Raw genomic sequence first — 23,116 nt, forward strand, 5'->3', positions numbered from 1 at the left:
TCATAACTCATAAATTTTTTAAATGAAATTATCACATTTTCAATTCGATTTACCTAAAGAACTTCTTGCCGAATATCCAGCTGAAAACAGAGACGAAGCTCGTCTAATGGTTATTGATCGTAAGAAGCAAACTATAGAACATAAAATGTTCAAAGATGTTATCGATTATTTTGATGACGGAGATGTTTTAATTCTGAATAATACTAAAGTTTTTCCAGCGCGTTTGTATGGAAATAAGGAAAAAACAGGAGCAAGAATCGAAGTTTTTTTACTTAGAGAATTAAATTCTGAGCAAAGACTTTGGGATGTTTTGGTAGATCCGGCTCGTAAAATCAGAATTGGAAACAAATTATATTTTGGAGATGACGACTCATTAGTTGCTGAGGTTATCGACAATACCACTTCTCGTGGTAGAACATTGCGTTTCCTTTATGACGGTTCTTATGAAGAATTCAGAAATAAATTAACGGAACTTGGAGAAACTCCAATCCCAAAATACATTTCAAGAGACGTAACTCCGGAAGATGCGGAACGTTACCAAACTATTTATGCTAAAGAAGAAGGAGCTGTTGCGGCACCAACTGCAGGATTGCACTTCTCTAAACATTTATTGAAAAAACTAGAAATCAAAGGTATAAAGTTTGCCGAAGTTACGCTTCACGTAGGTTTAGGAACTTTCAATCCAGTTGAGGTTGAAGATTTATCAAAACACAAAATGGATTCTGAGGAATTAAAAATTACTCAGGAAGCATGCGATATTGTTAATGATGCTAAAGTGAAAAAGAAACGTATTTGTGCTGTAGGAACTACTTCTATGCGTGCCGTAGAAAGTTCAGTTTCATCACAAAGTACGCTAAATCCTTTTGATGGTTGGACCAATAAATTTGTATTTCCTCCTCACGATTTCAGTATTGCGACGTGTATGATTACGAATTTCCACACACCAAAATCTACTCTATTAATGATGGTTTCAGCATTTTGCGGACATGATTTAATGAAAAGAGCGTATGCAGAAGCAATCAAAGAAGGATATAAATTCTATTCTTACGGTGATGCCATGATGATCATATAATCTGAATTCATTTCAATTCTAAATAACAAAATCTCGTCAGTAATGGCGAGATTTTTTTTGGGTGTGCCCTAAGGGTCGGGCTGTACGCTGTATCTTTATTTTCTTAAAGAAAGAAAATAAAGGATGCCGCTTCCATCCCTCACACAAAACAATTTCGGGATGATTCATGATTTGAATTCCTAGTTCACTTGATAAACCAGTTTTACGGTAATATTCGCTGTTTTATTTTTGGACTGCGTATTAAACGAACCGCCATAAGAAAAATCTTCAGATGAGTTTTGACCAGTAATTTGAAATACTCCCATATCTGATTTTTTTAAATTACCAAGATTTGCATCCGCATTTTCGGCAATGCTTTTAGCTCTAATACTTGCATCTTTTGTAGCTTCGGCAATCATTTTTATTTTCAACTCCGCTAATTTGGTGTAATAATATTCTGGAGGATTGGAGTAAAATTCTACTCCCGAATTAATTAATTCACTAGATTGTCTTGATATTTCTTCAATTTTATTCACTTCCTTAGATTGGATGCTCACACTTTGAGTCAATGTGAATCCTGTGAATATTTGTTGTTTAGTAGTTCCGTTTTCATTGAAAACAGTTTCGAAATCTTTATTAAAATTCACCGCCGAAAACACCATTTCAGTCGGAGCAATTCCTTTGCCTGACAAGTAGCTTTTGATTTTTTCTCTGTCGGCATCAAGTGAAGCATAAGCTTCTTTCAAAGTCGTACTTTTTTTGGAGAAAGAACCGCTCCAAACAATCAAATCCGAAACAAAATCCTTCTTCCCTAGACCAGTCACGCTTATAGTATCATTGTTCTTATTTCGATTCTGAAAAGCATTCGAAAATAAATATGCTGAAATCACAACTGCCAGCGAAATAATAATAACATTCAAATTGTTTTTAAGCATAGCTAAGATTTTATATTCAACCAAATATAATCAAATAACGAGTTTTTTTTTAATTCAGTATGCTATAGATGAATTATTTTTTCCTTCTCCAAAGCTTATTTTTAATCTATTATCTTTAAGTCTATCCTTTAAAAGGCTTTTATCTATCGGTCTTTTTTTATTACTTTTACCAAACAAAATACAAACAATGACTTTCGAAAATACCCTTGAATTTGCAAAACAACTCGATTTACAAGATCAGTTAAATAAATACCAAGATGAATTTATTTTTCCGCAGGTAAATGGAAAAAAAGTAATTTATTTTACAGGAAATTCACTGGGATTACAACCTAAGCGCACCAAAGCATACGTAGATGAGGTTATGAATGACTGGGGAAACCTTGCCGTTGAAGGTCATTTTTATGCACAAAAACCCTGGTGGGATTACCAAGAGCGATTTGCGAATCCGTTGAGTAAAATTGTTGGTGCCTTACCAAGTGAGGTAACTGTGATGAATACGTTGACGGTTAATCTTCATTTGTTGATGGTTTCCTTTTACCGACCTAATACAACCAGATATAAAATCATTTGTGAGGAAAAAGCGTTTCCTTCAGATCAATATATGTTTCAAAGTCAAGTGCATTTTCATGGGTATAAACCAGAAGATGCAATTATTGAAATCAAGCGTCGCGAAGGCGAACATAATATCCTCTTAGAAGATGTTTTGGCTAAAATTGAAGAAGTAGGAGAGGAGTTGGCTTTGGTTTTAATTGGCGGTGTCAACTATTACACAGGACAAGTTTTTGACATGAAAACTATAACTGCTGCAGGTCATAAAGCAGGAGCTTATGTAGGTTGGGATTTAGCTCACGCTGCAGGAAATATAAAATTAGAATTGCACGATTGGAACGTAGATTTTGCTGCTTGGTGCAGTTATAAGTATATGAATTCAGGACCTGGAAATGCTTCAGGATGTTTTATTCATGAAAAACACCACAATAATTCGGAGTTGCCAAGATTTGCCGGTTGGTGGGGGCACAATAAAGAACGTCGTTTCAAGATGGAACAAACTTTCGATCCCATTCATAGTGCAGATGGTTGGCAAATAAGTAATTTACCGGTACTTTCTTTAGCACCTTATTTGGCATCAGTAGAAATGTTTGATGAAATAGGAATGGAAGCTTTAATTCAAAAAAGAGATACAATCACTTCTTATTTAGAGTTTATTCTACTTGAGATAGACAAGGAAGTCGATAGTAGCTTCGAAATCATTACACCATCGAATCCTTCTGAAAGAGCGTCGCAATTATCAGTGTTGTTACATGGCGAAGGGCGAAGTTTATTTGACTATCTTATGGAAAATGGTGTGATAACGGATTGGCGGGAACCTAATGTTATTCGTTTGGCTCCGGTTCCATTATATACTTCTTTTGAGGATATGTATCACTTTGGTCAAATCTTGAAAGCAGGAATTTTAGGGTAACATTATCCTAAAATTATATAAAAAATAGTTTAAATTCTATAAGTTTTATTGGATGGTTTAAACGTTTCTTTGTAATATTAGAAATTATGAAAAATTTAAAATCATGAAAAATATATACATTATAATAGTGTCATTAGTTATTGTGTCTTGTCAAAATCAAGGAAAAATGGAGATTCAAAAAGCCAAACAGGCTACTGTGGATTCCATGAAAGTTGTAATAGAAAAACAAAGGGTTATCGATTCTATGCAAGTTGAAATAGCTAAAGTTGAAAATGCCAAGATAGAAACCCAAAAAGAAGTTGTTGTTGTAAATCATCAAGCAGCTGCTACGACTACCACAACAACCACAAAAAAGAAAGGTTGGAGCGGAGCTGCTAAAGGAGCTGTTATTGGAGCAGGAGTTGGAGCTGTTACAGGAGCAATTATTAGTAAGAAAAAAGGTCAGGGAGCAATAATTGGTGGTTTGGCAGGAGCAGGTGTTGGAGCTGGTACAGGCGCTATTATTGACGGAAGTAAAAAATAATAAATAAATTTTTATAAAAAAGAGTGTTTAAGTTCTAATCGAATTTAAACACTCTTTTTTATTTACTATCGTTGCAATTTTCGGTTATGTTATTTATTTAGAACCGAAAACAAATTTAAATACATAACCCATTTTTTGAAATCAGAAATACTTTTATTTGGTCACAACGGATAATCGAATGTTTTTTGTTTCTATTTTTTAAAAAATGAAGTAGTGGGAATTTCTTTTCGTGCATATTGAAAACGATCTACTAATTTGGGTAAACAATATCCGTCGAGTCCATTTAATGCCACAATGTTTCCTTTATCAATTTGTAACCAACCATCTTTGTGTTCCAATTCTTCTTCAAAAAATAAATTTTCGATAGAAGCAATGATGTGAATGGTATCATTTTCCTTGATATAATATTCATTTACATACTTGCAATACAATTGTACCGGGCTTCCTTTTACGAAAGGGATTTTAATATTATTTTTATATTCTTCTTCAAGATTGGTCTTGTCAAATTCAGAAATCCCCAATTCATAATTTGCCGAGGTATGATGCGCATCTTCAATCATATCCACCGTAATGTGATTCACGGTAAAATAGCCCGTTTCCCTTATATTTTTGTAGGTATCCCTTGGAACTGTTGTAGGCCTCATTATGAATCCAATTAATGCAGGATTGCTTCCTAAATGGGTTACGCTGCTAAAAATGGCTACGTTAGGTTTTCCATCAATAGATTTTGTGGCAAGTAAATTTGCTGATTTATATCCGGTGCAAGAATTGATTAAATTTAATCTTTCGATTTTCTCCATTTGGGAAATATCGTCTCTGGAAATATGCTTCATGTCTTTTTTAATTTGGAACAAATATAACTTTTTGTTTAATTAAATATAAAATAAATTAAACAAAATAATTATATTCAATATTTTAAAATCAAAAAGCTATCGAAAATAAATACTTTAAAATAACTTTCAAATCCTATATATTTGTTTATCAATTTATCCAAAAATGAAAAAGCTCAAAAAAGTCCTTCTGGTTTTACTTTCGTTAGTAGCGATTATAACAATAGCTTTAATTGGTTATGGGTTTTATCTAAAACCAAAATATGAAGGCGAATTGCAACTGAAAAATATTCAGAAAGAAACAACGGTGTATTTTGATGAATTTGGAGTGCCTCATATTTATGCTGCCACTACAAAGGATGCGATGGAAGCTTTAGGTTATGTTCATGCACAGGATCGATTGTGGCAAATGGAATTGATGCGACGCATTGCTCCGGGACGTTTGTCAGAAATATTTGGTTCAGTTGCGTTGAAAAATGATAAATTCTTTGCAGGACTTGGAATCGAAGAAGCTTCTTCAAAAGCGATTGCAGCTTTAGATAAAAATAGCCCAAGTTATCAATTGACTATGGCATATTTAGATGGAATTAATCAATATATCGATGAAGGAAAAACACCTATAGAGTTCAGTTTAGTAGGAGTGAAGAAAGAGAAGTTTACGATAAAAGATGTCTATAATATTTTTGGATATATGTCTTTTAGTTTTGCGATGGCTCAAAAATCAGATCCGTTATTGACCGATATTCGAAATAAATATGGAATGGAGTATCTCAAGGATTTTGGAATTGACGGCTCTTTTAATACCACACGTATAAAAAATGCCAAAGAAAAACCACAGGAATATGCCACTATTGCAAAATCGATAGCTTCGCTTTTAGATCAGTCGCCAATTCCTCCATTTGTAGGAAGTAATAGCTGGGTTATAGCACCAAAGAAAACTAAGAACGGTAAAGTTATTTTTGCCAATGATCCTCATATTGGGTTTTCGCAACCGGGAACTTGGTACGAAGCACATTTGGTAACGCCTGATTTTGAATTGTATGGTTGTTATTTGGCAGGAACTCCTTATCCTTTGTTAGGTCACAATCATGAATATGCGTATGGTTTGACGATGTTTGAAAACGATGATATTGATTTGTACCAAGAAGAGAATAATCCAACTGATGTGAATGCTTACAAAACACCAAATGGGTTCAGTCGCTATGAAATTAGAAAAAAAACTATAAAAGTAAAAGATTCTACTGATGTAGTTTTAAATATAAAAGTGACACGTCACGGTCCTATTGTGAATGATCTTATTGATGGTTTAAATAAAAAGAAACCCGTTGCGATGTCGTGGATTTATACACAACAGCCCATTCAGATTCTAGATGCGGTCTATATGCTTTCACACGCAAAAAGTAAAGCCGATTTTCACAAAGGAGTAGTTTTAATTGCTGCGCCGGGATTGAATGTAATGTATGGTGATGCCAAAGGGAATGTGGCTTGGTGGGCAACAGGGAAATTATACAAACACAATGTGGGGGTGAATACTAATTTTATTCTGGATGGAGCTAGTGGTAAAGACGATATTACCGAATATTTGGATTTCTCCAAAAATCCTTCAGCGGAAAATCCAGATTGGAATTATGTATATTCTGCGAATAATCAACCGGAACCAATAGACGGATTTTTATATCCGGGGTATTACCTGCCAGAAGACAGAGCCAAAAGAATCACCCAGTTATTAGACCTAAAATCCAATTGGGATAAGGAGTCTGTTAGTAAAATGATTTTCGATAATACTTCATTAGTAGCGCCACAAGTTCTTTTAAATTTATTTTCGAGTGTCAATTATAATGCACTTTCTAAAAATGAAAAAGAAGCCATTACTATTTTAAAATCTTGGAAAGGATCAAATAATCTTCATGATGTGGCTCCAACAATTTACAACAAATGGGTTTATTTTTATTTGAAAAACACTTTTGAAGACGAACTCGGTGAAACTGATTTCAAACAATTTCTTGAAACGCACATAATGAAACAAATTGTAGCGAAACAAATGGCTAATGAAAATTCACTTTGGTGGGATAATATTACCAGCAAAAGTGTTAAAGAAACTAGATCTCAAATTCTTTCACAATCGTTTAAGGAAGCTATTGTTTCATTAGAAAAACAATTAGGAAATTCAGTGCCAACTTGGACTTGGAATAAAGTTCATGTTTTAGAACATCAACATCCATTGGGCAAAGTGGCTGCATTACGAAGAATTTTCAATGTGGGACCTTTTGAAGTTCCAGGTTCTAATGAGGTAATCAACAATCAGTTTTTTGATTATACAGATGAAGCAAATTATGTTGTAAAAGGTGGGCCTTCAACGAGAAGAATTATTGATTTTTCGGATGTAGAAAACAGTTGGAGTATTCTGCCAACAGGACAATCAGGGAATCCACTGAGTTCGCATTACAGCGATCAAGCGGAACTTTACAATGCAGGAAAATTTAGAAAAATGAAACTGAATAAAGAGGAGATTGTTAGAACTTCAACAAAATTGGTCTTTGTTCCCTATAAAAATTAATAGTTTTAAAGTCCTTAGTCTAATAAAATCAGTAATTTTGCCTAACTTTTTATAAAAAATTAATGCAAACTCCCAAAAAAATAGCGGTTGTAGGTTCTGGATTAGTAGGATCTTTATTAGCTATTTACCTTCGCAAAGCTGGACATATAGTTCATGTTTATGATAGAAGTCCAGATATTAGACAAATTCAGTTTTCGGGACGTTCTATCAATTTAGCTATGTCTAACCGAGGTTGGAAAGCACTGGATGGAGTAGGAGTGGGTGATGCAGTGCGTGAGATTGCAATTCCTATGGATAAACGCGCCATTCATCTTGTGGACAAACTTAATTTTCAAAATTACGGACAAGAAGGGGAATCTATTTATTCGATTTCGAGAGGAACTTTAAATAGAAAAATGATCGATTTGGCGGAAGCCGCAGGAGCTCAATTCTTTTTTGAACATAAAATTTGGGATGTAACTTTAGATGATGCGACCCTGCATATTGGAGAAACTGAAAGAGGAGCTTGGCAAGAAAAAAAATACGATATGGTCTTTGGTGCTGATGGGGCTTTTTCTAGAATCCGTCACCGAATGCAACGTCAAAGCATGTTTGATTATTCACAAGAATTTCTGCCTATTGGATATAAGGAATTAAATATTCCTGCAAATCCTGGTGCCACACATAAATTAGACAAGAATTCTTTTCATATTTGGCCACGAGGCGAATACATGTTGATTGCATTACCTAATTTAGACGGTAGTTTTACGTGTACCTTGTTTATGCCTTTTGAAGGAGAAAATTCTTTTGCAGCATTAAAAGATCAAAAAGAGGTTGAAGCTTTTTTTGAAAAGAATTTGCCAGATACGATTGATGTAATTCCAAAATTGACAGAAGATTTTTTCAATAATCCAACAAGTACATTGGTAACCATGAAATGCTTTCCTTGGACTTATGAAGATAAAATTGCTTTAATTGGGGATGCCTGTCATGCAATTGTGCCATTTTATGGGCAGGGAATGAATGCGGGTTTTGAAGATATTTCAGTGCTATATGAAATGATTGAAATGTATGGTGATGATTGGAAAACTATTTTTTCGGAATATCAAAAATCGCGTAAACCAAATGCGGATGCAATAGCAGAACTTTCCTATCGTAATTTTATGGAGATGAGTTCTAAAACTGCTGATGAAAAATTCCTATTGCAAAAGAAAATCGAAAAATCCTTCTCGGATAAATACCCTGATAAATGGATTCCGCTTTATAGTAGAGTAACTTTTAGTGATCGTCCTTATGCTGAAGCTTTAGCAATTGGGGATTATCAAAATGCCATTATGGAGGAAGTTTTAAAAATGGAAAACATTGAAAATATTTGGAATAGCGAAGTAGTTGAGAATAAAATATTGGAATTATTGCAATAGTTTTTTAGAGCTATTTAAGGTCAGTTCGTTTCTAGTTAATCGCTGAAATCCCATCTCATTTTTTTAAACGAGATGGGATTTTTGTTTTAAACGAAGTGCATCAAATTCCTTATAAATAAAATTAAGTGAGGCATTCGAGACTACTTATTCCTCACGGTGTACTTTTGTGAAATCGAAAGCAGGTTTGCAAATGGCAATATATTCACACGGTTCATTAAAAGGATTAGAATATTGTACCCGAGTGTTTTTCTCAATTTTTATAGATTGACCAGCTTCAAGAATTACAATTTCATCTTCAATGATAAATTGCTTTTTTCCTTTTATAATATAGGTGTATTCTTCAAATTCGGGTGTTTGAAAGGGTTCGCTCCACTTGGGCGGTGCAATCATGTGTGCGATTGAAATTTCAGGATTGTTTGTGGTTGCGATTCCGTGATGCTCTTCAATTAATTTACCATCTGTTGTTGGAACTACAAATGGTGTTTTTTGGATAAAATATTTTTTCATTTTTTGAATTGATTTTTTGAAATATTTTTCAAGAAGTTTGATTGTAAAAGGGACTGTAGAGCTTATTTTTTGAACATTTTTGTTAAAATACCAAAAGCGCCTCTTATAAAAGTTGCACTAGTCAATACTTTCAAAACGGATTTTCCAACAACACTCGCAGTGCTTGGTCCACTATTTTCTTCTTTTTTAATTGTTTTTTCTTGTTCTTGTGCAGCAACTTCCTGTTCGACAACGGCTATTTTTTTATTGAGCATTTCGTAAGCGCTTTCACGATCAATAAGTTCACTGTATTTTTTTACCAGTTTTGATTTAGTGTTGATTTCTTGAATTTCACTTTCAGTTAAAATATCCATTCTGCTCATAGGTGCACGCATCATGGTCGCAGCAAGTGGAGTAGGAATTCCTTTTTCGTTCAATGCTGTAACCAATGCTTCTCCAATTCCAAGGCTAGTCAACACTTCATCTGTTTTGTAATATTCGGATGTAGGATAATTATCGGCTGTTTGCTTAATTGCCTGTCGATCATTGGCTGTAAAAGCCCTTAAAGCATGTTGTATTTTTAAACCTAATTGTGCCAAAACGCCACTTGGAATATCCATTGGATTTTGAGTAATAAAGTAAATCCCAATTCCTTTTGAACGGATTAATTTTATGATAGTTTCTATTTGTTCTAATAATGCTTTGCTGGCTTCATTAAATATTAAATGGGCTTCATCAATAAAAATTACTAATTCAGGTTGATCGGCATCTCCTTTTTCAGGCATTTGTTGGTATATTTCAGCCAATAAACTAAGCATGAATGTCGAAAATAATTTTGGCTTATCTTGAATATCTGTCAAACGAAGGATGTTGACATATCCTTTGCCATTTTCATCAATTCGCATCAAATCCTCAATATCAAAAGACATTTCTCCAAAAAATAAGTCAGCACCTTGTTGTTCTAACTCAATTATTTTTCTAAGAATAATTCCAGTGGTTGAAGTTGAAATTTTACCATAATCTGCCGTAATCTCGTCTTTTCCCTCTTCGGTTATATAATTGATTACTTTTTTGATGTCTTTAAGATCTAATAAAGGCATTTTATTGTCATCACAATATTTGAATATAACAGCAATAACGCCTGCTTGAGTGTCATTTAATGCTAATATTCTTGAGAATAGTACAGGACCAAATTCTGATACTGTTGCACGAAGGCGTACTCCATTTTGTTCAGACAAAGTCAGTAATTCAACTGGAAAGCTGGATACACTATATGGGATGTTAATTTTAGCCTGACGTTCGATAATAAAAGGTTTTTCCTCCCCTTCTTTTGCAATACCACTAAAATCACCTTTTATGTCCATCATCAATACTGGAATTCCAAAAGAGGACAATTGTTCTGAAAGGACCTGAATAGTTTTAGTTTTTCCTGTTCCAGTAGCTCCGGCAATTAAGCCATGGCGGTTCATTGTTTTTAATGGTATTTTTACATGTGCATCTGCTAAAGCCTCCCCGTCTAATATTGCTCCACCTAAAATAATGCTTTCTCCTTTCGAAATATAACCGTTTGTAATGTGTTGTGTAAAATCTTCTTTTCTGCTCATAATGGGGTCTAATTTAAATGATTTGCAAGGTAATAATTATTGTAATTTGTATAAATAAAGCGTTAACTGCAGTTTTCCTGCTTTTTTATTGTTAATAATAAAAAAAAATATTTTTAGCTGTTTCAATCTGGATATTGAAAAATTATCTCAATATGTCATAAAACATTATGTTTTTTTTTGTAAAATAACTGATTTACTTGTGAATTCTGATATAAATGCAAATTTTAAATTAACAAATTATTTTTCGGAATAAAATTAATTAGAATAAAATTAAAAAAAGTTTTTTTATTTAAACTAAAAATATAAATTTGCTCCACTACAAGTTTATTATAACTAAAGAATAAATTATTTAAAACTATTAAAATTAAAAAAAATGGCAAACGTTAAAAAAGAAAACGGTTCAAAAGGTGGAGGAATGATTTCAGGAATCATTATTGTAGCATGTGTTTTTGTTGGATGGATAGTATGGAATTTTATAATGGGTAATGGTGCTAATTTCGAGGGTGGAATTAATACAGGTCACCCACTACCAGGAAATTACTTGGCAATGGTTTATAAAGGAGGTCCTATTGTACCTATTTTATTAGGTTGTTTATTAATGGTTATTGTGTTTTCATTCGAGCGTTTTGCAGTTATTTCAAAAGCAGCTGGTAAAGGAAATCTTGATCAATTCATGAAAAGTGTACAAGGAAATATTACTACAGGTGATATTGATGGTGCTATCGCTTTATGTGACAAACAAAAAGGATCTGTTGCAAATGCAATTAAATCTGCTTTATTGAAATACCAAGATGTTAAAAAAGAAGGATTAGATAGTGAAGCTGCTGCTGAAACAATTCACAAAGAAATTGAAGAAGCTACTTCATTAGAAATGCCAATGTTAGAAAAACATATGACTATTCTTTCTACATTAGTTTCATTAGGAACTCTTGCAGGTTTGTTAGGAACAGTAACAGGGATGATTAAAGCGTTTGGTGCTTTGGCTTCAGCTGGAACTCCGGATCAAGCTGCACTTGCAAATGGTATCTCTGAAGCATTGATTAACACTGCAACGGGTATCTCTACTTCTGCATTAGCAATCGTTGCTTACAACTTTTTTACTTCTAAAATTGATACTTTGACTTATTCTATTGATGAGGCAGGTAATACAATTGTAAATACTTACAGACACTACAGAAGTACACAAAAATAATTAATAATTTAATTTATAAGAAAATAGTAATCTTGTAAAAGAGCTATTTTCTTATAAATATTAAAAAATATATTAATGGCTATAAAAATGTCCAAAAAAGCAGCGTCTATTGACATGACTGCTATGTGTGATGTGGCTTTTCTTTTGCTTACGTTCTTTATTTTGACCGCTACAGCTAAGATTCCAGAAGCATTGCCGGTAGATACGCCAGCTTCAACAGTTCAGTCTAAGTTGCCGGATTCGGATTTAGCAACCATTACTGTTGGAAAAGGGAAAGTGTTTTTTGACTTAAAAGGGAGAGAAGTTCGTAAAAGAACGCTTGAATTAATGGGTCAAAAATATGGTGTTGCATTTACAGAGGATGAATCATCAAAATTTGCTTTAATGGAAGGAATTGGAGTGCCAATTTCAAACCTAAAGCAGCTTATCTCTATGAAAACTGCAGAGCGAAGTAAAGAAGGTGTTCAGCCGGGAGTTCCTAAAGATTCTCTTGATAATCAATTGAAAGAGTGGATTTACAATGCTCGTATTGCAAATATTGAGGTCGATGATAAAGAATTGCAATTTGCTATAAAAGGAGATGCAAAGGAAGAATATCCTTCTATTAAAAAGGTAATGGATATTTTACAAGACCAAAAAATCAATAGCTTCAATCTAGTTACTGGTTTGAGAGCAAAAGATAAATAACTAAAAAAAATACACTAAAATGGCTGAATTAAATACCGGCGACGGTGGAGGCAAAAAAGGTGGAAAAGTAAGAAGTAAAAAGGCAAATTCAAAAGTAGATTTAACTGCTATGGTGGATTTGGCATTCTTATTGATTACATTCTTTATGCTTACTACTACGTTGTCTAAACCGCAATCGATGCCTTTGGGTTTGCCAGATAAAGAAGACGATAAAACTAAGGATAAACCAATTAAAGTTGATGAAAACCGTACAATGACTGTGTTATTAGGTGCTAATAACAAAATGACATATTACATGGGTTTATTGGCAACTCCAATTGCTGGTCCTAAAGAAATCTCTTATGGTAAAGAAGGTATTCGTAAAGAATTATTCAAGAGAAAAAAATCAGTATTAGAATATACCGGTAAGAAAGATAAAGGAATGATTGTAATTATCAAGCCAAGTAAAAAATCAAATTACCGTAATTTAGTAGATATTCTAGATGAAATGGCGATTGTTGATGTTCCAACATATGCAATTGTAAATGATTTTACTCCTGAGGAACAAAAATTGTTAGAAGGTAAATAAGATTTATCTTATTACTCAATAACCTAATAACTAAGAAAAATGAAATTAGATATATTCACAAACCAATGGCTTGATATTGTATTCGAAGGTCGTAATAAGGCCTATGGTGCTTATGAACTTAGAAAAACAAATACGAAGACTACGGTTAAAGCTCTTGTGCTTGGCGCAATTGTTTTCGCTCTTGCTGTTAGTGCGCCACTTATAATGAGTCTTATTCCTAATTCTTCAGATGATTCTGATACTTTAGATACTAAGATTACTACTGTAAAGTTGCCACCTAAGAAAGAAGAAGTAAAAAAAGATCTTCCACCACCTCCACCACCTCCTCCAAAAGTGGATCAAGTGAAATTTGTTAAGCCAGTTGTGGCTAAAGCAGATGAGGTTACAGAGGAACCACCAAAAATTGTTGAAATTAAAGACAAAAAATTAGGTGCAGAAACTATTAAAGGGGATCCAGATGCTGAATTATCTGTTGAACCAGTTGGAAACGGACCTAGTGCTGTAGTTGAAGAAGACAACCAAATCTACAATACAGCTGGTATCGAAGTTAAACCTGATTTTCCTGGTGGTATGGAGAAATTCTACAAGTATGTTGGTAATAATTACCAAACTCCTGAAGAAGAAGGTTTAAAAGGTAAAGTTTACGTTACTTTTGTTGTAGAAAAAGATGGTTCATTAACTGATATTAAAGTAATCAGAGATATTGGTTACGGTACAGGAAAAGAAGCAATCCGTGTTTTGAACAAATGTCCTAAATGGAATCCAGGAGAGCAAAATGGTAAAAAAGTAAGGGTGCTTTATTCTCTTCCAATTACTATTCAATCTGCTGAATAATGTTAAATAACATAGTAAATAATATTAAGAAGAAATCGCTTAAAGAGCGATTTCTTCTTGTTTTAGGAATTTTGTTTTTTCTAGTTTACCTTATTTTAGGTTTATTTGTTATCTTTATGAAGAATTTTCCTCTGGCAATTCAACCTAATTATAGGATTGCTTTTGGCGTATTACTTATTGTATATGCCTCTATTAGATTCTTCAGAATTATTAATGATAACAAAAACTAGATTATGAAAAATTATGCTAAAATTTCGTATTTTGTTTTTCTTGCAGTAATTGTATTTTTCTTAGCTTGTAACCAATCTAAAAGTTCAAAAGACAATGAAACTATACTGAAAGGTTCTGTTTCAATTTTTGTAGATGAAACTTTGACGCCTATTATTGAGGATCAGGTTTCTGTATTTGAAAGTAGATATGATGCTAAAATAAAACTTATTTCAAAATCTGAATCTGAAACTGTTAATTCATTGTTTAAGGAGAAAGCTGCAATAGCTATTTTGGCTAGAAATTTGACAACTGAAGAATTGAAGATTTTTGATCAAAGAAAAATTATTCCTAAAGTAACAATATTTGCTACAGATGCGATTGCACTGATTTCAAATAAGAACAATAAGGATACTATTATAGCGTTAAAAGATGTAATTGATTATATGCAAGGAAAAACTGTCCCATCGATTAAAGGGTTGGTTTTTGATAACCCAAATTCAAGTACAGTTCGATATATAAATTCTCTAGCTGGTTTAAATGCTATTCCAGAAAAAGGTGTTTTTTCATTTAAAACCAATGATGAAGTTATTAAATATGTTTCTGAAAATGCTGGAATGATTGGGATTGTAGGAGTTAATTGGCTTTCTCAACCAATGCCTGCGATGCAAAAATATATTGATAATGTAAATACGTTAAGTGTTAAAGGACTTAATACTGATAATTCATTTTCTCCTTCCCAAAATAATATAGCAGAAGGGAAATACCCTTTGGCACGCGATTTGTATATAATCAATTGTCAAGGATATTCAGGATTAGGAATGGGCTTTGCTTCATTTGTAGCCGGGGATATTGGACAAAGAGTAATTTTAAAATCTGGTTTGCTTCCTGTTCGTATTCCTGGCAGGAATATTACAATAAGGAATAAAATTGAAAATGATAAAAAATAAATTAACTACAATAAAGATGAATAAATTTAAAATTTTTAGTGTTGCTTTATTGGCTTCGGTAACCGTAAGTCAAGCGCAAGATTTGAATCCGGCCAAAAAAGCAATTGACGCAGAACAGTTTGATAGTGCAAAATCGATTTTAAAATCAATAGTAAGCTCTAAACCATCTAATGGGAGAGCTGCTTTCCTTTTAGGGAATGTATATCTTACTCAAAACATAGCAGATAGTGCTAAAATTTATTTTCAAAAAGGATTAACTGGTTCTGATGGAGCGAAACTTAATTATATTGGGTTAGGTCAATTAGACTTAGATAATGGAAATGTAGCAGCTGCTCAAGCAAATTTTGCATTGGCTGCGAAAGACATGAAAAAGAAAGATGTAGAAGAATATATCTACATTGGAAAAGCATATATGGCGGCTAATAAGCCTGATTATAAAAGTGCATTGTCTATTTTGACAAGAGCAAAAATTAACAATCCTCAAGATGCACAAGTTTTACTTGAACTTGGGAATGCTTTTTACGGAGATAAAAATCAGAATGAGGCATATGTTGCTTATCGTGATGCTTATCAAGCAGATCCTACTTTAATTAGAGCTAAAATGCAATTAGGTGTTTTGCTTAAAGGGGCAAAAGCCTATACTGAAGCAGTAAAAGCGTATGATAACGTAATTGCTACAAATGCAAGTTACGGACCGGTTTACCGTGAACTGGCCGAAACGTATTATTTATGGGGAAGAAATGAGCCATCTAAAGGTAAAGAGTACTTGCAAAAAGCATTAGGTTATTATGAAAAATACATGACTTTAACGGATTATTCGTTAGCCTCTCGTATGCGTCATGCAGACTTTTTAATCTTAGCGGGTGACTACAAAGCGTTAGAAGTTGAAGCTAATAAAATGAAAGAATTAGATAAAGTAAATCCTAGAATTTTACGTTATTTAGGTTTTGCTGCATATGAAAATGGAAATGTTGATGTTGCAATTCAATCGTTAGAAAGTTTTATTGCAAATCCTGCTAATAAAGTACTTGCTTTAGATTATCAATATTTAGGTTTTTCTAAAATCAAAAAAGCAATAAGTGCAGACGGTAAAACAGTTGATGCTACTCTTTTTAATAATGGTGTTTCAGATGTTAAGAAAGCGGTTGAAATGGAAATTTCCATCACTAATAATCTTGCTGATATTGGTAAAAAATTATACGAACAAAAATTATTCAAAGAAGCAGCTGCGATTTATGAAATAGCAACTACGAATAAAGAATCTAGAAATTACTTACTTGATAATTTCTATTTAGGAAACTCATTGTATTATGACAATACTAAAAAGGATGTTGTTAAGCCAGATCCTATTGCACTTCAAAAAGCGGATGTAGCTTTTGGAAATGTTATTGAAGCTTCACCATCTACTCAAGATGCTTATATCTTTAGAGCTAGAACTAATAGATTGCTTGAAAAAGATGACATGATGGTTAAGTATTATGAAGCTTATATCGCAGTTGTTACTGAAAAAGGTGCTGAAGAATTAGCTAAACCAGCAGTAAAAACTAAATTGATTGAATGTTATAATAATATGGCAGCTAGTTTCGCTAATACTGATAAAGTTAAAGCAAAAGAATATTTTAATAAAACACTTGCATTAGACCCTACAAATAATTATGCAACTGAATCATTGAAAACGTTAAAATAATTGTTTTTTAAATATATAGAAACCGATAACTTTAAAAAGTTATCGGTTTTTTGTGTATAATCGGTACTGATAATTAGTTGAGATTAGTAGTGTTTTCGCTCTGAATTAGGTGAAATGATCTAGCTAAAGGCTTTTATTGGTGATTTTCAGAAAGCATTTTCCAAATATCAAATTAACTCATTTTCTAATTAACTATCTTTGCCCTTTAAAATTAAATAATGTTATCAAAAGAAATACAATTAGAAGTTAATAAAGGCGCGATGCTTCCATTGATGGAAGAATTTTATACCATTCAAGGGGAAGGATTTCATACAGGAACAGCTGCATACTTTATTAGAATAGGTGGATGTGATGTTGGATGTCATTGGTGTGATGTTAAAGAAAGCTGGAATGCCGAATTGCATCCTCCAACAGGGATTGATTTGATTGTTTCAAATGCAAGTAAATATTCGGAGACTGTTGTAGTAACTGGTGGAGAACCTCTAATGTGGGATATGTCTTTGCTTACGCAAAAGCTAAAAGAAAATAACAGAAAAGTTCATATTGAAACTTCAGGGGCATATCCATTAACAGGGATCTGGGATTGGATTTGTTTGTCTCCAAAGAAAAATAAATTACCTACGGAAACTGTTTATGATAATGCACATGAGTTAAAAGTAATAATTTATAATAAACATGATTTTATTTTTGCTGAAGAGCAAGCTGAAAAAGTGAATAATAATGCTATTTTATTCCTGCAACCAGAATGGAGTAAAAAAGAAGAAATGACTCCGTTGATTGTAGATTATGTGATGAACAATCCGAAATGGCGTGTTTCTTTACAAACGCATAAATATCTGAATATTCCTTAAAAATTTAAAAACCCAAACTACAAATTGTAGTTTGGGTTTTTAAATTAAATATCTCTATAACTAGTTTTCGGAATGCTAACTTCTTGCAATCCGATTGCCTAGGAGCTTAGCCACAAAACTACCACACTTTCTGCTTTTTCAATTCGGTGATGTGAGCTAAGTGATGGTTTCCATGCCAAGCATAAGTTCCTATTATTTCCTTCAACTGAAATGCTGCGTTATGCTCAGGATGAATAAAGGATTTTTCTAAATCAGCTTCAGAAAGACTATTCATTAGATATGCCAAACGAAAGTGTAATCCTTCCAGGAAAGATAGCGTAGGCTGAATGGGCATTGTTAAATTATCATGCAATTCTGCCCAACGATCTTCATAATAAAATTTTATTACGGGTTTATCTTCAGTAAGAGTCCATTTAATCCTAATGAAACAATTCAGGTGGCTGTCTGCGCAATGGTGAATTACTTGACGAATCGTCCAACCGCCGTTACGATATGGCGTATCAAGTTGTTCCTCGGTTAAATGAATTACCTCTTTTTTTAATCGTTCTGGGAAATTTGCGATCTCTGCTATTTTATTAGTTAGATAATCGCTAGAATAGATTTCCGGTGCGATAAATTTCCCGATAGGATAACGTAATTTTTCTAATGCTGTATTTTCCATACTATAATTTATTTTTTTAAATCGAAAGTTTAGCTAAATAGTCATAATACTCCCCTTCAAGAACTAATTCGCATTGTAATCCATTGGCGAAAGCTGCATTTTGTAAGGTATTGTAATCCAGGTAAAGCCAAGGAAATTCCTCTTCTTTTTCTTTTTTATAGCGTATTGTAAAAGTCAATTCGCCATAATAGCCTTTACTAGGAATCCATTTTCCACCATCTTCATCATTATCAAACATATAAATAATATCTGAAGAATCAATAAGAATTTGTCCATTTGGATTAAGTAAGCTTTTTAGTTTCTGTAAAAAGTTAGTCGTTTCTTTTAGTGTTCCAAAAATGCCGGTGCCATTCATCAATAATAAAATAGTGTCAAATTTATTTTCAGGATTGTCAGAGTCTATTTCAAGAATATTTTGAACTTGAACATTTTTCAAACCTCTTAGTTGACAGGCTTCAACTGCATTTTTAGAAATGTCAATCGAACGGACATCAAAATTTTTTTCGTTTTGTAAATACAAACTATGACTTCCTGCACCACAACCTACATCTAGGATTTTACCTTTGGCAAGTTGTAAAGCTTTTTGTTCTAATTTTGGCATTTCATTATAAGAACGAAATAAATAGGCAACACTCATTTCGTCTTCTTCAGAAATTGAAGTTTCCGTTATTAAATCTTCCGGGGAATTATTGGTTTGAAAATCAAGTATGGCTTTGCCAAAAAGGTCTTTCATCTTTTTTGTTTAAAGTTTAAGGTTTCAGGATTCAAGTTTGTTACTTTTGTGGTTCCAACTTTAAATTTTAAACTTGAAACATATTTTAAACAATCTTCCTAAAGAAGCCAAAGATAAGCATATCGAAAATAAAAAGTATTTCGATAAGCTGAAAAAGAAGACACCAAAGAATTTGGATTACGTGATGCAGGATTTGCATGACGCCGAATTCAAGAAAACGGATTGTTTGAAGTGTGCCAATTGTTGTAAAACTACTGGGCCATTATTTACGGATGCGGATATTGAGCGTGTTTCAAAATATCTTAGACAAAAGCCACAGCAGTTTATCGAGCAATATTTGAGAATTGATGAAGACAGGGATTATGTGTTACAAAGTGTGCCGTGTACTTTTTTGGATAATGAAAATGCATGCATGATTTATGATGTTCGTCCAAAAGCGTGCAGAGAATTTCCACATACAGATAGAAAAAAGTTTCAACAAATTACAGATTTAACGTTAAAAAACGTAGCAATATGTCCAGCTGCTTTTAATATTGTAGAGGAAATGAAGAAAAAAATGCCTCTTTGAAAAATATTCTCGTCAAAAATAAATAAGTTAATCTTATTTCTTCTCGTCTCCCCCTCCTTTGTAGAGGGCTAAAATGAGGATTAATAAATCAAATATTTCGTTCTCATTTTTTTAAACTCAATTAAACCTTTCTCCCAGCTTTGTCTGATTTCATCTTCTGAAGTTCCATTTTCTATTTGCTGTTGCAGTTTTTTAGTTCCTGCTAATTTTGTAAAAAAGGGATTGAAAAATTTTGGTTTATCTGATGTGGTTTGATAGGCTTTAATTAACCATTTTAATTCCAGTCGATTTACTCTTGTATGTGTTGACAAATCTTCTCCGTAACATTCTATACCATTGTAAACTGGATTTTGAGCGCCGAAATTTGGTTTCGGAATAAAGCTAAAACCACTTTTTGGCAAATAAGGAGAACCATAAATCTGGAATTGTTTTTCGGTGCCACGACCCACACTAACATTTGTGCCTTCAAAAAGACATAAACTCGCATAAAGATTCACCGCTTGGTCATTTGGAAGATTCGGAGAAGGTTTAACAGGTAGGCTATAATTCATTTTTCGGTTGTAATTAATACATGGAATTACGGTCAGCTTACATTGTGCACCATTCTTCAGCCATTTTTCGCCATTTATAATTTTAGCATACTCGCCAATTGTCATTCCGTGAAGCAAAGGAATTGGATGCATGCCCACAAAACTTGAAAATGCTGTTTCTAAAATGGGTCCATCAACAATATTTCCGTTAGGATTCGGTCTGTCAAGAACTAAAAGCGGAATATTACTTTCAGCACAAGCTTCCATAATATAATGTAACGAAGAAATATAAGTATAAAATCGTGCGCCTACGTCTTGTAAATCAAAAAGCATAATATCAATATCAGCTAGTTGTTCTGATTTTGGTTTTTTATTATCTCCATAAAGAGAAATAATTGGCAGCCCAGTTTTAGAATCTTTACCGTCAATTACATGTTCGCCTGCATCAGCCGTTCCGCGAAAACCGTGTTCTGGTGCAAATATTTTTTGGATTACAATATTTTTTTCTAATAGAAAATCTACCAAATGAGTTTTGTTGGAGAGAATTCCTGTCTGGTTGGTTACAATTCCAATTTTCTTGTTCTTTAATAATGGGAGATAGTTTTCATAATTGTCGGCTCCAGTCTTTATTGCTGCGGATGAATTGTTTTTAGTTTTTTCTAAATCTGATTTTACATTTTCTCTTAAATCTGTTTTTCTAGCCGAACAGGAAGTCGAAATGATTATTAAGAAAATGAGGCAAAGAAATGTCTTGAAAAATGGTATCATATATAGGTTCAAATAAAATTAATGCCAATTAGTGTAATTCGTGTTTTAGCTGTATTTTTGGCACAAGCGACGCGAACTGGCGAAGCAAATCCAAATTAGAAATCGAATCAAATTGAATTTAGAATATTTTATAGCCAAACGACTTATAACTGCTAAAGATTATAAAAGTAGCATATCTGCGCCAATTATAAAAATTGCAATTTCGGCAATTGCCATTGGTATGATTATGATGATAGTTTCGGTAGCAACGGGAATTGGGTTGCAACAAAAAATCCGAGAAAAGGTTTCGGCTTTCAATGGACATATCATTATTTCGAATTACGATAACAATCAATCCGAAGTTACATTAGTTCCAATTTCTAAAAAACAGGATTTTTATCCAAAATTTACGGCTGTTCCCGGAGTAAGTCACATTCAGGCTATCGCTAGTAAAGCCGGAATCATCAGAACCGAAACTGCTTTTGAGGGAATCATCTTCAAGGGAGTTGGGAGCGATTATAGATGGGATAATATAAAGGAGTATCTAGTTTCCGGAAAGCTACCTGATTTCTCAAAAAACATCAATCAAGAAGTATTGATTTCGCAATTCCTTGCTAATAGATTGAATCTAAAAGTAGGGGATTCTTTCAATACATTCTTTATAAAAGAAAGCCAAAATCAATTACCTAACATCCGAAGATTTAAAATAACTGGGATTTTCAATTCTGGTTTTCAAGAATTCGATGCTACATATGTAATAGGTGATATTCGCCACATGCAGCGTATCAATAAGTGGGCGCCAGATCAAGTAGGTGCTTTCGAAGTTTTTGTAAATGATTTTGATAATATTAAGTCAATAGGGGAGCAAGTCTATGAACAAACGTCCTCAACACTTGATACAAAAACCATAATCGAAAAATACAGCTACATATTCGAGTGGCTTCAACTATTCGATTTCAATATCATCGTCATATTAGTAGTCATGATACTTGTAGCTACTATTAATATGGTCGTTGCGCTACTAGTATTAATACTCGAGCGAACCCAAATGATAGGAATACTAAAAGCATTAGGAGCCAATAATTGGTCTGTTCGGAAAATATTTCTATACAATGCCTTTTATCTTATCGTAAGAGGATTGTTTTGGGGCAATCTTATAGGAATCTCATTATTGTTAATTCAACAACAATTCGGGATAATTCAATTGAATCCCGAAAATTACTACGTAAATCAAGCGCCAGTCTATCTAAATTGGGGATATATAGTGTTGTTGAATTTACTCACGGTCACTATTTGTTTCTTAGTATTACTAATTCCTTCTTATATAATCACCAAAATTTCACCGGTCAAAGCAATACGGTTCGATTAAAATATCACTTGGGCGTTCCCCATTATGAAAAAAGAGGCAATTATCATTATGTGTAGTTGCCTCTTTTTTTATAATGTGTCGGGCTATCCACTGCAAGTCCTCGAAAAATTCCATTTCATTTCATTTTTCTGTGGGCTTTACGCTGCTATCCCTAACGCGGGTAGCGTTTCAATCGACTTTGTTATTTCGTCAAAGTAGAAATCTTCCTCACTCATATTAATATTGTGTCCTTGATATATAGGAGTGAAGCATCAGTTATTTCGAGTACCTATATATAATGTTGCCCATAGTTTTCACCAATAAAGTCGAGTTGCTTCTAATATTCCTGAAGCTTGCGCAGGGTGATAGAAAAAAAGTTTAGTTTCAAGACTCATGTTTTCAGTGGGTTAAAGTTTAAGTTAAGAAAACATTAAAAAAAGAGCTTAAAAAAGCTTGTAAAAGAGAATAAAGGAGCTACTTTTGCACCCGCAAACAAGTTCACCGAACACCAATTAGAATATAACTATAGTGAGGTAATGACGCAGAGGTTCTTTAATATACTGGCAAGTAAAACGAATTAAACAAGAAAATTTATTTTCTAAAAAAGATTCAGAAAAGCTTGTGAGATTAGAAAACGCTTACTACATTTGCACCCCGCAAAACAAGCGAAGTTCCTTGAAAGACTGATAAGAAAACGAGAAGAAA

At 33.2% G+C, this 23,116-nt stretch carries 21 protein-coding genes; 14 read left to right on the forward strand and 7 right to left on the reverse strand.

Going from position 1 to position 23,116, the window contains the following annotated elements; all coding sequences use genetic code 11:
* Positions 1 to 22: 22 nt before the first annotated feature.
* A complete protein-coding gene (gene queA / locus OA85_RS15980) occupies positions 23 to 1,072 on the forward strand; it encodes a tRNA preQ1(34) S-adenosylmethionine ribosyltransferase-isomerase QueA (RefSeq protein WP_039110841.1) in 1,050 nt (349 codons plus the stop codon).
* Between the two features lie 179 nt (positions 1,073 to 1,251).
* Here the strand turns inward: queA and OA85_RS15985 are convergent, their stop codons facing one another.
* Entirely contained in the window at positions 1,252 to 1,986 is a 735-nt protein-coding gene (locus OA85_RS15985; protein WP_039110842.1) for an SIMPL domain-containing protein, read from the reverse strand.
* Between the two features lie 187 nt (positions 1,987 to 2,173).
* Here OA85_RS15985 and kynU point away from each other — a divergent pair, with 187 nt between their 5' ends.
* Both kynU and OA85_RS15995 read left to right on the forward strand, forming a co-directional pair.
* Complete coding sequence (kynU, locus tag OA85_RS15990; RefSeq protein ID WP_039110843.1) at positions 2,174 to 3,448, forward strand: kynureninase; 1,275 nt, start codon at positions 2,174 to 2,176, stop codon at positions 3,446 to 3,448.
* A 103-nt stretch (positions 3,449 to 3,551) separates the two neighbouring features.
* A complete protein-coding gene (locus OA85_RS15995) occupies positions 3,552 to 3,971 on the forward strand; it encodes a glycine zipper family protein (RefSeq protein ID WP_039110844.1) in 420 nt (139 codons plus the stop codon).
* 191 nt (positions 3,972 to 4,162) lie between these two features.
* Here OA85_RS15995 and OA85_RS16000 read toward each other — a convergent pair whose 3' ends face one another.
* Positions 4,163 to 4,804, reverse strand: coding sequence for a flavin reductase family protein (locus tag OA85_RS16000; protein ID WP_039110845.1), 642 nt, complete (start codon positions 4,802 to 4,804; stop codon positions 4,163 to 4,165).
* 163 nt (positions 4,805 to 4,967) lie between these two features.
* On the opposite strand from OA85_RS16000, the gene OA85_RS16005 reads away from it, so the two are divergent.
* On the forward strand, positions 4,968 to 7,358 hold the full coding sequence (locus OA85_RS16005; protein ID WP_039110846.1) for a penicillin acylase family protein: 2,391 nt from the start codon (positions 4,968 to 4,970) through the stop codon (positions 7,356 to 7,358).
* A 62-nt stretch (positions 7,359 to 7,420) separates the two neighbouring features.
* Positions 7,421 to 8,758 carry an NAD(P)/FAD-dependent oxidoreductase gene (locus OA85_RS16010; protein ID WP_039110847.1) on the forward strand — a complete coding sequence of 446 codons (1,338 nt, stop codon included), beginning with the start codon at positions 7,421 to 7,423 and terminating at the stop codon, positions 8,756 to 8,758.
* A 144-nt stretch (positions 8,759 to 8,902) separates the two neighbouring features.
* On the opposite strand, the gene OA85_RS16015 is transcribed toward OA85_RS16010, so the two are convergent.
* Both OA85_RS16015 and OA85_RS16020 read right to left on the reverse strand, forming a co-directional pair.
* On the reverse strand, positions 8,903 to 9,265 hold the full coding sequence (locus OA85_RS16015; RefSeq protein ID WP_039110848.1) for a cupin domain-containing protein: 363 nt from the start codon (positions 9,263 to 9,265) through the stop codon (positions 8,903 to 8,905).
* Between the two features lie 62 nt (positions 9,266 to 9,327).
* Entirely contained in the window at positions 9,328 to 10,848 is a 1,521-nt protein-coding gene (locus tag OA85_RS16020) for a helicase HerA-like domain-containing protein (RefSeq protein ID WP_039110849.1), read from the reverse strand.
* 373 nt (positions 10,849 to 11,221) lie between these two features.
* Here OA85_RS16020 and OA85_RS16025 point away from each other — a divergent pair, with 373 nt between their 5' ends.
* The 7 genes from OA85_RS16025 to OA85_RS16060 all read left to right on the forward strand — a co-directional run bounded on the left by OA85_RS16025 (position 11,222) and on the right by OA85_RS16060 (position 17,824).
* Complete coding sequence (locus OA85_RS16025; protein WP_039110850.1) at positions 11,222 to 12,040, forward strand: MotA/TolQ/ExbB proton channel family protein; 819 nt, start codon at positions 11,222 to 11,224, stop codon at positions 12,038 to 12,040.
* A 75-nt stretch (positions 12,041 to 12,115) separates the two neighbouring features.
* Entirely contained in the window at positions 12,116 to 12,727 is a 612-nt protein-coding gene (locus OA85_RS16030) for a biopolymer transporter ExbD (RefSeq protein WP_039110851.1), read from the forward strand.
* Between the two features lie 19 nt (positions 12,728 to 12,746).
* The gene (locus tag OA85_RS16035) at positions 12,747 to 13,295 is read left to right on the forward strand and encodes a biopolymer transporter ExbD (protein ID WP_039110852.1); all 549 of its coding nucleotides are present in this window, start codon (positions 12,747 to 12,749) and stop codon (positions 13,293 to 13,295) included.
* Positions 13,296 to 13,334: 39 nt separating this feature from the next.
* The gene (locus tag OA85_RS16040) at positions 13,335 to 14,129 is read left to right on the forward strand and encodes an energy transducer TonB (protein WP_039110853.1); all 795 of its coding nucleotides are present in this window, start codon (positions 13,335 to 13,337) and stop codon (positions 14,127 to 14,129) included.
* Positions 14,130 to 14,362: 233 nt separating this feature from the next.
* Positions 14,363 to 15,286, forward strand: a complete 924-nt coding sequence (locus tag OA85_RS16050; protein ID WP_039110855.1) for a PstS family phosphate ABC transporter substrate-binding protein — start codon at positions 14,363 to 14,365, stop codon at positions 15,284 to 15,286.
* 16 nt (positions 15,287 to 15,302) lie between these two features.
* The gene (locus tag OA85_RS16055; RefSeq protein ID WP_039110872.1) at positions 15,303 to 16,973 is read left to right on the forward strand and encodes a hypothetical protein; all 1,671 of its coding nucleotides are present in this window, start codon (positions 15,303 to 15,305) and stop codon (positions 16,971 to 16,973) included.
* A 218-nt stretch (positions 16,974 to 17,191) separates the two neighbouring features.
* Positions 17,192 to 17,824: a 7-carboxy-7-deazaguanine synthase QueE gene (locus OA85_RS16060; RefSeq protein ID WP_039110856.1), complete on the forward strand. Its 633-nt coding sequence runs from the start codon at positions 17,192 to 17,194 to the stop codon at positions 17,822 to 17,824.
* A 118-nt stretch (positions 17,825 to 17,942) separates the two neighbouring features.
* On the opposite strand, the gene OA85_RS16065 is transcribed toward OA85_RS16060, so the two are convergent.
* Positions 17,943 to 18,485, reverse strand: a complete 543-nt coding sequence (locus tag OA85_RS16065) for a YfiT family bacillithiol transferase (protein WP_039110857.1) — start codon at positions 18,483 to 18,485, stop codon at positions 17,943 to 17,945.
* A gap of 16 nt (positions 18,486 to 18,501) precedes the next feature.
* A complete protein-coding gene (locus OA85_RS16070; RefSeq protein WP_039110858.1) occupies positions 18,502 to 19,218 on the reverse strand; it encodes a bifunctional 2-polyprenyl-6-hydroxyphenol methylase/3-demethylubiquinol 3-O-methyltransferase UbiG in 717 nt (238 codons plus the stop codon).
* 73 nt (positions 19,219 to 19,291) lie between these two features.
* Between OA85_RS16070 and OA85_RS16075 the strand changes: the two genes are divergently transcribed.
* On the forward strand, positions 19,292 to 19,786 hold the full coding sequence (locus OA85_RS16075) for a YkgJ family cysteine cluster protein (RefSeq protein ID WP_039110859.1): 495 nt from the start codon (positions 19,292 to 19,294) through the stop codon (positions 19,784 to 19,786).
* Positions 19,787 to 19,866: 80 nt separating this feature from the next.
* Here OA85_RS16075 and OA85_RS16080 read toward each other — a convergent pair whose 3' ends face one another.
* A complete protein-coding gene (locus OA85_RS16080; protein WP_039110860.1) occupies positions 19,867 to 21,084 on the reverse strand; it encodes an exo-beta-N-acetylmuramidase NamZ domain-containing protein in 1,218 nt (405 codons plus the stop codon).
* 112 nt (positions 21,085 to 21,196) lie between these two features.
* Here OA85_RS16080 and OA85_RS16085 point away from each other — a divergent pair, with 112 nt between their 5' ends.
* Positions 21,197 to 22,432 (forward strand): ABC transporter permease, encoded by a 1,236-nt coding sequence (locus OA85_RS16085; RefSeq protein WP_039110861.1) that lies wholly within the window; start codon positions 21,197 to 21,199, stop codon positions 22,430 to 22,432.
* Positions 22,433 to 23,116: the final 684 nt, after the last annotated feature.

Origin of the sequence: Flavobacterium sp. AED, assembly GCF_000812945.1 — a bacterium.
GTDB lineage: Bacteria > Bacteroidota > Bacteroidia > Flavobacteriales > Flavobacteriaceae > Flavobacterium.

Bases quoted from the DNA above. Each gene is read 5' to 3' on its own strand.
- OA85_RS16035 (WP_039110852.1), top strand. From the start codon at position 12,747: ATGGCTGAATTAAATACCGGCGACGGTGGAGGCAAAAAAGGTGGAAAA.
- OA85_RS15985 (WP_039110842.1), bottom strand. From the start codon at position 1,986: ATGCTTAAAAACAATTTGAATGTTATTATTATTTCGCTGGCAGTTGTG.
- OA85_RS15995 (WP_039110844.1), top strand. From the start codon at position 3,552: ATGAAAAATATATACATTATAATAGTGTCATTAGTTATTGTGTCTTGT.
- OA85_RS16005 (WP_039110846.1), top strand. From the start codon at position 4,968: ATGAAAAAGCTCAAAAAAGTCCTTCTGGTTTTACTTTCGTTAGTAGCG.
- OA85_RS16025 (WP_039110850.1), top strand. From the start codon at position 11,222: ATGGCAAACGTTAAAAAAGAAAACGGTTCAAAAGGTGGAGGAATGATT.
- OA85_RS16070 (WP_039110858.1), bottom strand. From the start codon at position 19,218: ATGAAAGACCTTTTTGGCAAAGCCATACTTGATTTTCAAACCAATAAT.
- OA85_RS16050 (WP_039110855.1), top strand. From the start codon at position 14,363: ATGAAAAATTATGCTAAAATTTCGTATTTTGTTTTTCTTGCAGTAATT.
- OA85_RS16010 (WP_039110847.1), top strand. From the start codon at position 7,421: ATGCAAACTCCCAAAAAAATAGCGGTTGTAGGTTCTGGATTAGTAGGA.
- kynU (WP_039110843.1), top strand. From the start codon at position 2,174: ATGACTTTCGAAAATACCCTTGAATTTGCAAAACAACTCGATTTACAA.
- OA85_RS16000 (WP_039110845.1), bottom strand. From the start codon at position 4,804: ATGAAGCATATTTCCAGAGACGATATTTCCCAAATGGAGAAAATCGAA.
- OA85_RS16065 (WP_039110857.1), bottom strand. From the start codon at position 18,485: ATGGAAAATACAGCATTAGAAAAATTACGTTATCCTATCGGGAAATTT.
- OA85_RS16080 (WP_039110860.1), bottom strand. From the start codon at position 21,084: ATGATACCATTTTTCAAGACATTTCTTTGCCTCATTTTCTTAATAATC.
- OA85_RS16030 (WP_039110851.1), top strand. From the start codon at position 12,116: ATGGCTATAAAAATGTCCAAAAAAGCAGCGTCTATTGACATGACTGCT.
- queA (WP_039110841.1), top strand. From the start codon at position 23: ATGAAATTATCACATTTTCAATTCGATTTACCTAAAGAACTTCTTGCC.
- OA85_RS16040 (WP_039110853.1), top strand. From the start codon at position 13,335: ATGAAATTAGATATATTCACAAACCAATGGCTTGATATTGTATTCGAA.
- OA85_RS16060 (WP_039110856.1), top strand. From the start codon at position 17,192: ATGTTATCAAAAGAAATACAATTAGAAGTTAATAAAGGCGCGATGCTT.
- OA85_RS16055 (WP_039110872.1), top strand. From the start codon at position 15,303: ATGAATAAATTTAAAATTTTTAGTGTTGCTTTATTGGCTTCGGTAACC.
- OA85_RS16020 (WP_039110849.1), bottom strand. From the start codon at position 10,848: ATGAGCAGAAAAGAAGATTTTACACAACACATTACAAACGGTTATATT.
- OA85_RS16015 (WP_039110848.1), bottom strand. From the start codon at position 9,265: ATGAAAAAATATTTTATCCAAAAAACACCATTTGTAGTTCCAACAACA.